Annotated in this window: 10 protein-coding genes; 4 read left to right on the top strand and 6 right to left on the bottom strand. The window is 47.7% G+C overall.

Going from position 1 to position 7,682, the window contains the following annotated elements:
- From ABF463_RS13080 to ABF463_RS13070, 3 genes are all read right to left on the bottom strand, one after another.
- Nucleotides 1-351 (bottom strand): hypothetical protein (locus ABF463_RS13080; RefSeq protein WP_415534240.1); only part of this gene is annotated, 351 nt, incomplete at its 3' end.
- Nucleotides 352-583: 232 nt separating this feature from the next.
- On the bottom strand, nucleotides 584-838 hold the full coding sequence (locus ABF463_RS13075; protein WP_415534238.1) for a hypothetical protein: 255 nt from the start codon (nucleotides 836-838) through the stop codon (nucleotides 584-586).
- 6 nt (nucleotides 839-844) lie between these two features.
- Nucleotides 845-1,960 (bottom strand): polymorphic toxin-type HINT domain-containing protein, encoded by a 1,116-nt coding sequence (locus ABF463_RS13070; protein WP_415534242.1) that lies wholly within the window; start codon nucleotides 1,958-1,960, stop codon nucleotides 845-847.
- A 142-nt stretch (nucleotides 1,961-2,102) separates the two neighbouring features.
- On the opposite strand from ABF463_RS13070, the gene ABF463_RS13065 reads away from it, so the two are divergent.
- From ABF463_RS13065 to ABF463_RS13050, 4 genes are all read left to right on the top strand, one after another.
- The gene (locus tag ABF463_RS13065; RefSeq protein WP_415534236.1) at nucleotides 2,103-2,285 is read left to right on the top strand and encodes a hypothetical protein; all 183 of its coding nucleotides are present in this window, start codon (nucleotides 2,103-2,105) and stop codon (nucleotides 2,283-2,285) included.
- A 10-nt stretch (nucleotides 2,286-2,295) separates the two neighbouring features.
- Nucleotides 2,296-3,549: an IS1182 family transposase gene (locus tag ABF463_RS13060; protein WP_415534234.1), complete on the top strand. Its 1,254-nt coding sequence runs from the start codon at nucleotides 2,296-2,298 to the stop codon at nucleotides 3,547-3,549.
- Between the two features lie 718 nt (nucleotides 3,550-4,267).
- Complete coding sequence (locus ABF463_RS13055) at nucleotides 4,268-4,438, top strand: hypothetical protein (protein ID WP_415534232.1); 171 nt, start codon at nucleotides 4,268-4,270, stop codon at nucleotides 4,436-4,438.
- 30 nt (nucleotides 4,439-4,468) lie between these two features.
- Nucleotides 4,469-6,073, top strand: a complete 1,605-nt coding sequence (locus tag ABF463_RS13050) for a recombinase family protein (protein ID WP_415534230.1) — start codon at nucleotides 4,469-4,471, stop codon at nucleotides 6,071-6,073.
- A 31-nt stretch (nucleotides 6,074-6,104) separates the two neighbouring features.
- On the opposite strand, the gene ABF463_RS13045 is transcribed toward ABF463_RS13050, so the two are convergent.
- The 3 genes from ABF463_RS13045 to ABF463_RS13035 form a co-directional block, all read right to left on the bottom strand.
- Nucleotides 6,105-6,299 carry a hypothetical protein gene (locus ABF463_RS13045; RefSeq protein ID WP_415534228.1) on the bottom strand — a complete coding sequence of 65 codons (195 nt, stop codon included), beginning with the start codon at nucleotides 6,297-6,299 and terminating at the stop codon, nucleotides 6,105-6,107.
- Nucleotides 6,300-6,318: 19 nt separating this feature from the next.
- Nucleotides 6,319-6,573, bottom strand: a complete 255-nt coding sequence (locus tag ABF463_RS13040; RefSeq protein ID WP_415534226.1) for a hypothetical protein — start codon at nucleotides 6,571-6,573, stop codon at nucleotides 6,319-6,321.
- Between the two features lie 69 nt (nucleotides 6,574-6,642).
- A partial coding sequence (locus ABF463_RS13035; protein WP_415534224.1) for a polymorphic toxin-type HINT domain-containing protein occupies nucleotides 6,643-7,682 on the bottom strand: 1,040 nt, incomplete at its 5' end.

Genomic DNA, 7,682 nt, shown 5'->3' with positions numbered 1-7,682 from the left:
GTCATTTATACCATTTGTAGCTATAGAGTTCAATAATACATAATCATCAGATGTACCTAATATATACCCTACAGTAAATTTATTGGTTTCCGATGTGTCTGTATACAGAGATAATATTTTCTTTTCTGCCATTGCATTTAACAAAACTGAATTCATACTAATTTCTCCTCTATTCGGGCAAATTTCTTTTTTGGTATTCGGATTAGGCTTCCATTTCCCCTTCCTATTTTTGGTGGTTTTTCTGCCAGCTCGCGGATTCGAATGCTTTTTCCAATTATTTCTGTTTGTGTGTTCACCAATACCATCCCCAGCTTTTGCGTAAGGAACGGCATTTTTATACTTTGCTTTCATGCCCTTCCTTAATCGGTATGTTTGGGATGCCATAGCTGCTGAACCCACAGCAAGTGTTGCCGAAGCACCAGCAATTGTCGCTGCTGTTGTGTTGATCGTTTGGTATAATTAGATACATGTAGCACGAGAGAACCGTCTCCGCGTGTTTTTTAACACTTTTCAGTGGTTTCGAACCGTCCCCTCGTATTCCGGGTTTTTCAAATATTGTCTACTTCCTCTTGGCATCGAATAATCATGTTGTTTCCAAATCATAAATTAAATTATTATAATAATTTATAACATCTTCCAAGACGAGGCCACATTTATTAGGCTCATCGTCTGATTTTAAACCGAACTTACAAAAGACATCTGTAATGCAATCCACATATTTTTCTAGAAGGCTTTTGTTTGCTTGATATGATTGTAAAGTGAATTTTTCAAGTAGTTGCTCTTTTCTCTCAACTGCTAAGCAAATTTTCAAAATATCATTATAATACTGTTCATTCACAAATTATCATCTCCAGTATTTTCGGCTTTTAGCATATGCAGTAACAACTTTTCCAAATTTATTTAACACGACAACCGCTTTGTTTCCCATATATTTAATTTTACCGCCTTCTTGCTTAACAATTTTACTTGGATTTTTGATAGTGTCCAAAATAGCTTTTGTGCTTACACCTTTTCCGCCATCGCGCCCTATTACTTGGTTTAAGCCGTGTTTGGTATACCCCGTTATTTCACCGCATGTATTATGCACCAAAATATTATTATTGCCCACAAAATATGTATGCCAATCAGCGACTTCAAAATTATATACTGCAACCGGTGTACCGAGTTTTTCAACTGAAATGGATTGAACAGGCTGCGCTTTTCCACTTTCAAGTTTCAGAATATCGCCGGGCTTTAACTCACCTGCGCCAACCCATCCTTTTTTAATTACCCAAAATGGATGCTCCCTTGTTGTTTTGATTTCTTCATTTCCGACATGAACATGTACCAGCTCATATGTCTCATGTACATATGTCCGTACAACCCGCTTTAAGCCCGTTTTTCCGGTTTCCGGGTCTTCTGAATAGACAAGATCGCCTGTTTTTATTTCTTCAATAGGAATAGTTCCCGCAGCCGTCAATACTCGCGTTCCTGCAACAAAACAGGCGTTACTCGCTAATCGGCCGATTCCTCCTGTAACCGCGCCGCCTATGGTTCCCCACATGAAACCGTCAGCCGCGCCATCTATTGCAGCTTTTCCGGCACCTTTCCAGCTTACCGTTGCCGCACGATGTACAACGGCACTTATTGTGGCTCCGCTTACAGCACCTATCGCTGCTCCACAGATTGCACCTTCCAAAGCTCCAGCGGCAAAGCACGCAAGCGGTGTCGCCGCACCTGCCGTGGCAACTGAAAGTGCAACGCAGGTGGCAATTACGCCCACACCAATTGCAATTTTGGCCCAGTTTGGCAGTTTCCAGTTTCCCGTTTCATCCGTATTGTTAACCGGGTTATTTGTGCAGTAGGCAAATAAATTTGCACTGAGGAGGTCGTCACTTTGGCTGACTGTCGTGCTTAATTTATCCGCATTAATAAACCTGCCCATATTCGCATCATAATACCTGCTGTTCAGATAATACAGTCCTGTCTCGGCTGGACCCTCTCCGCTACATCCTCCAATTCCAATTATAGCACAGGCTGTGTGAAAACGCAGGCGAATCCTTCAAGAACCAGGTATATTATGGTATAATATAGATAACGACAACTACCGGGAGGCGACCGCTTTGGAACGCTACAAATGCAGCGAGAACCGTAATCAAATCACTATGCTGCCGATGTGCTTGGACGATATGCTCCCTGAAGAAGCCGAAGCAAGAGCTATAGACGCAATCGTTGAAAAAATGGGTATTCCGTCAATGAAATTTACATATTCAGAGACGAAAAAAAACTGGCAGAAAGCCATATAGCCCAGTCGATATGTTTAAACTATACGCATATAGCTACTTCAATGGGATACGTTCATCTCGAAAAATCGAACGGGAATGCTATCGAAATATTGAAGTGATGTGGCTGATAAATAGTTTAAAACCCGATTTCAAAACCATAGCGGATTTTAGGAAGAACAATAAAAAGCAGATAAAGCAGGCTTTCCATAAGTTCAGCATGATCTGCGACGAGCTGGAATTGATCGGAAAAGAAATGATTGCCGTGGATGGCAGCAAATTCAGAGCTAGCAATAGCCGATTTGCCTATCACAGCGAAAAAAAGGTCCAAAAGAAAATAGAACATTATAATAAAGTGGCTGAGGGATATCTGCTATTGCTTGATAAGTGCGATGAGCAGGAAAACGATTGCGCTACCCCAAAACTGAGTCGGTCAGAAATTGAAGATAAGATCGAAGGCATAAATAAACGATTGAGCGATCTCAAGGAATTGGAACAGGCAGTAAAAGCAAATGGTACAATATATGAAACCGGCCCCGATTCCAGAATGATGCAAACAAATAATAAGGGCTGTGACATCTGCCATAATGTGCAAGTGGCTGTAGACGATAAAAATCATTTGATTGTAGCTGTTGATGTAACAAGTGAACCAGTTGATAAAGAGCAATTTTACAATATAGCTTCACAAGCCAAGGAAGAACTGGGCGTTGAAACCATTACTGCAATTGCAGATAAAGGGTATTATTCAGCCCGGCAGTTTGCAAAATGTAAAGAAGCTAAGATCGTTCCTATTGTTGCAAAGGCAGATCGCTCCTTTATGGCTGCGACAAAGGAATATGAGAAGTCTCGATTTCAATATGATGCAGCCCAGGATGGATATATTTGTCCACAAGGGCATTTGCTAAGGGCATATCATCACAGAAAACAATACACACAGGAAACGGATGTTAAGCGGTATCAAAATTATGAAGCGTGCTCAAAATGCCAAGTAAAAGATAAATGCACGGACAATAAAAAGGGTCGGACGATACAGGACAGGCCTTTTCAACGAATAGCTGACGAGGTAGACAGAAGAACCGAACAGTTTGCGGATATGTATAAAGTGCGGAAGCAAACAGTAGAGCACCCTTTTGGGACAGTTAAAAGGGCAATGGGATTTTCATATTTTCTGACCAGAAGGACAGAGAATATGAGAACAGAATCACTGTTGCACTTTTTAGTCTATAACATGAAACGAGCGATCAATATTGTCGGGACAAAGCAATTGATAGGGATATTACAAGGGTGATTTTGCCCTTGCAATGTCCCGTTTCGCCTTTCTCATGAATCAGCCAAAATTACATGCTGCTATAGGCCATGCTTACACGGGGTTTTTACACAGGCTCAGCATATTTCCTCTGTCAATTCAAACCCATCCGCAGTATGACCGGATTTGACAGGTCGGCGGGAAATGTGCCTGACAAAGAATTTCTTTGAAATAGTCGCGAGCGTGCTCGCGGCTATTCTTCTTTTCACCAATACAATTCCTTCGGAATTCTTCCCGAAGGGAGGCCGAACCGCAAAATCCCCGATTTTGCGTGCAAGGCAGGAATAGCCGTCATACCTCCGGCGAAATACAGCTTGCAAGCAAAGCTTTCAACAGGGTTTTCATGGTATGCCGTTTCCCCATGCCATCATACATTTGACATATTTCTGCCGCTCGACTTGTGGAACTCGCTTCCACAAGTCAAACCAAACCCACAGGGACGCGGTTTATCGCATGTTTAGCCATAACGGGCGTCCACCTCTTCCATTTATGTTACAGGCGCTACGAACCCCGATGGAATCCAGCTTTATCGACTTCGTCCCTAATAGGGAAGAAGTTGCCCGACAACAATTTGCGCGCCTGAAAGCGTACTTCCACATGCGATCATGGAAAAAATCTTGACCACATACCCGTACACCGCCCGGTTTTGCGTGCAATGGTTGGAGGGCTTTATCTCCAATCCTTGCACGGGAGGGATACCATGCAATTCGGACGCGTGAAGCTGATTGTCCGCGAGGAATTCCGGGGAACCCGGCAGGCCGTCGAGCTGTTCGCCGACCTTGCCGCCCAAAATCTGCTGGAAGCGCGCGGAAATGTCTGGACGCCGACGACGGACGGCGGTATACTGGAACCGCCGACCGTCAAATCCTGAATCATGCTGTTTCCGCGTAAGGAGGGCACTATGGAACAGCACGGGATTTATACCGCCGCCATTTACTGCCGTCTCTCCAAGGACGACGAGCAGGCCGGGGAAAGTGTCAGCATCGGCATGCAAAAGTCGCTGCTGGAGGGCTTCTGCCGTGAGCAGGGCTTCCTCGTCCACGATTTTTACGTAGACGACGGCTACTCCGGCCTCAACTTCGACCGTCCCGACTTCCAGCGCCTGCTCAACGACATCGACAACGGCCGCGTCAACCTTGTCGTGACGAAAGACCTGTCACGGCTCGGGTGCGACTACATCCAGACCGGCTACTACACCGACGTGTATTTCAGCCGCAAAAACATCCGTTACATCGCCGTGAACGACGGTGTGGACACCAGCCGCGACGACAACGACATTGCCCCGTTCCGCAATATTCTCAACGATCTTTACGCGAAAGACCTTTCCCGCAAGGTGAAAGCGGCTAAGCGCCAGCGAGCAAAGGACGGCTATTTCATCAGCGCACAAGCCCCTTACGGCTACCGCCCGGACCCGGCCAACCGCAACCGGCTTGCCTTGGACGAGGAAGCTGCCGCCGTGGTACGACGGATTTTTGCCCTCGCGCTTTCCGGCCTCGGCGGGGTGCGGATTGCCAAACGGCTGACGGCGGAGCGGGTACCAAACCCGTCCGCGCACAAGGCACACAACGGCGATACGCGCTTTTCGCGGTACAACCGGGGCCAGTCGCCGGAGAAGATGTATACGTGGTGCTACGAAACCGTGAAGGCCATCCTGCGGGATCGTGTCTATGTGGGGGATATGGTGAACCACAAGTGCGAAATCGTGAGCTACAAGACCCGGGAGCGCCGCGACGTGCCGGAAGAACAGCGGATCGTGGTACCGAACACGCACGAGCCGCTTGTCAGCCGGGAGGACTTCGAGCGCGTGCAGGCGCTGTTTCGGGCGCGTCCCACGCCCTCCGCCTGCCGGACGGAGAACATCTTCCGGGGCGTGCTGTTCTGCCCGGAGTGCGGGCATCCGCTCTCGATGGCGCACACAGACCGGGAGCAGGGCGGCGAGCCGTATTACCGCTGCATGTACCACTACCGCCACCCGGACGAGTGCGCCCACACCCACGCCATCGCCTACGACACGCTTTACAACGCCGTCTTGGAGCGCATCCGCCGCACCGCCGAGCAGTTTCACGATGACGCGGTGTTTGCCCGCATGGTGGCCGAACGCGCCGGGCTGGATGCCTCCGTTCGGCGGCTCGAAACAGAGAGGGACAAGCTCGCCCGGCGGCGGCAGGAGCTGTCCGGCCTGCTGCGCCGGCTGTTTGAGGAGCACGCCGCCGGCCTGCTGACGGACGAGAACTACGCGGCCTTCACAAAGCAGTACCAGACGGAGCAGGCGGACATCCTTCGCAGGATGTCCGCCCTCGAGGCCCGGCTGGCCGGACAGAACGACTACCGAAAAAACGCCGAAAAGCTGCGGGAAGCCCTCCGCGACCACCTGCGCATCGACCGCCTGACGCCGCTTGTGCTGGGGAAACTGGTGGAACGGATCGAGGTGGGGCAGGCGGAATGGGTGGATGGGGAGAGGAGGCAGGAGGTTGTGATTGGGTGGAGGTTTGCGGGGGTGGTGTGAGGAAAGTGAGATTTTCAATAATACGATGCCGTCATAAATACTGCAAATACAGTGACTTGGGATCAAACAAAACCTTTGCCAAGCATTCTTCATGGCAAAACAATTGTTGCTCCTTTTGATTTTCAGCTGTTGAAAGCCAGTGTTTAATGGCGACAAGACTGAGATTTGGTTCTTCATTTAAATCAATGGTCTTCCCACAGATACAACATTGATATTTATCCATCATTATCTATACCACCCATAATTTAAAATTTGTTTGGGTGGTCGAACGGCAGGCAAACATCACAGTACCATTTACCGTCTACGACCGCTCCGTTTGAAAGTTCTGAAAACGCACCCGGTTGACCGTAATCCGTCGCCCACGCTCCGCAAACAGTGCATTTTCCGCAATTTCCTTGTAGTTCTTCATAACCTGTAGACTCAAGATTAAGCGTCATGCCATCCTTCTTGGAGAGAAGTGCAGATATTTCTTTGGCCAAGGCATCTGTCTGATTTTCCATGCTTTCCTCGTCAGAAATATTTTCAGCTATAATATTGATTATCACGACGTAGCTTTTCTTCATGATTGATTAGTTCCATCCATATTTCATTTTGAAGTCGAATATTTTACCTGTAGCGTCTTGGAAATAGTGATAAGAAACTTTTTCGCCATTCAAAAAACCGTTGTTATATACTTTCTTCCAACCCGTTCCATATTGGCGAAGTTGCTCAAGCAATTCTTTGTTATTAATATTTACTTTCTTCAACCCGTTTCGGGCTCTTACAAAGTTTTTACTATATCCCGGTGCATTCTTGATAGAAGAGTACAAGTTGTTTAACTTGCACATATTATGAACCAATATTGAATCATTTGAAACGTAATATGTGTGCCAGTCTTCTACCTCAAAGTTATAAACTTTAACCGGCGTTTGGAGATGCTCAATCTGAATCTTTTGAACAGTGACTGTCTTCCCATTTTCCAACTTCAAGACATCGCCATGTTTTAGATGGGAGGCGCCAGTCCACCCCTTTCCACCCCCCCAGAACGGATGCTCATCCGTTGTTTTTATCTCCTGCCCGTCAACGAACACATGTACAAGCTGAGTAACATCGTGTTCAAAAGTCTGTACGACACGTTTTAATCCTTTTTCGCCTGTCTCTGGGTTCTCGGAGTATACCATGTCTCCGGCTTTAATGGTTTCAATGGGAACCAATCCGCTGGCGGCCAATACTGGCGTTCCCGCAACAAAACAGGCTTTGCTGGCAAGGCCTCCTGCTATGGCTCCCGTTATTGCGCCGGTCATATAGCCGTCTGCGGCCTCATTTAAAGCCGCTTTACCCGCGCCTTTCCAACTTCCCGTTTTTAGTCGGTGCCCTACAGCTCCGGATGCCGCGCCTATCCCAGCGCCGGATGCCGCACCAACTATTGCGCCTTGTAGTGCTCCTGTTGCAAAGCAGTTTAGCGCAACGACAGCGGCGGGCGCGCCCGCTCCGCCAGTGGCAACCACCAAAACGGCGACCGCAAGAATAACTGCAGTTCCGATCAAAACCTTTGTTGCCCAGCTTGGCCAATAACCACCTTCATCGGTCATGTTAACCGGGTTGTTAAAGCAGTAAATGAAAAGGTTGT

This window comes from Ethanoligenens sp. (genome assembly GCF_047718355.1).
Lineage (GTDB): Bacteria > Bacillota > Clostridia > Oscillospirales > Ethanoligenentaceae > Ethanoligenens.
Note: the sequence above shows the minus strand (reverse complement) of the source record. Positions and strands in the feature narration are given on the sequence as shown.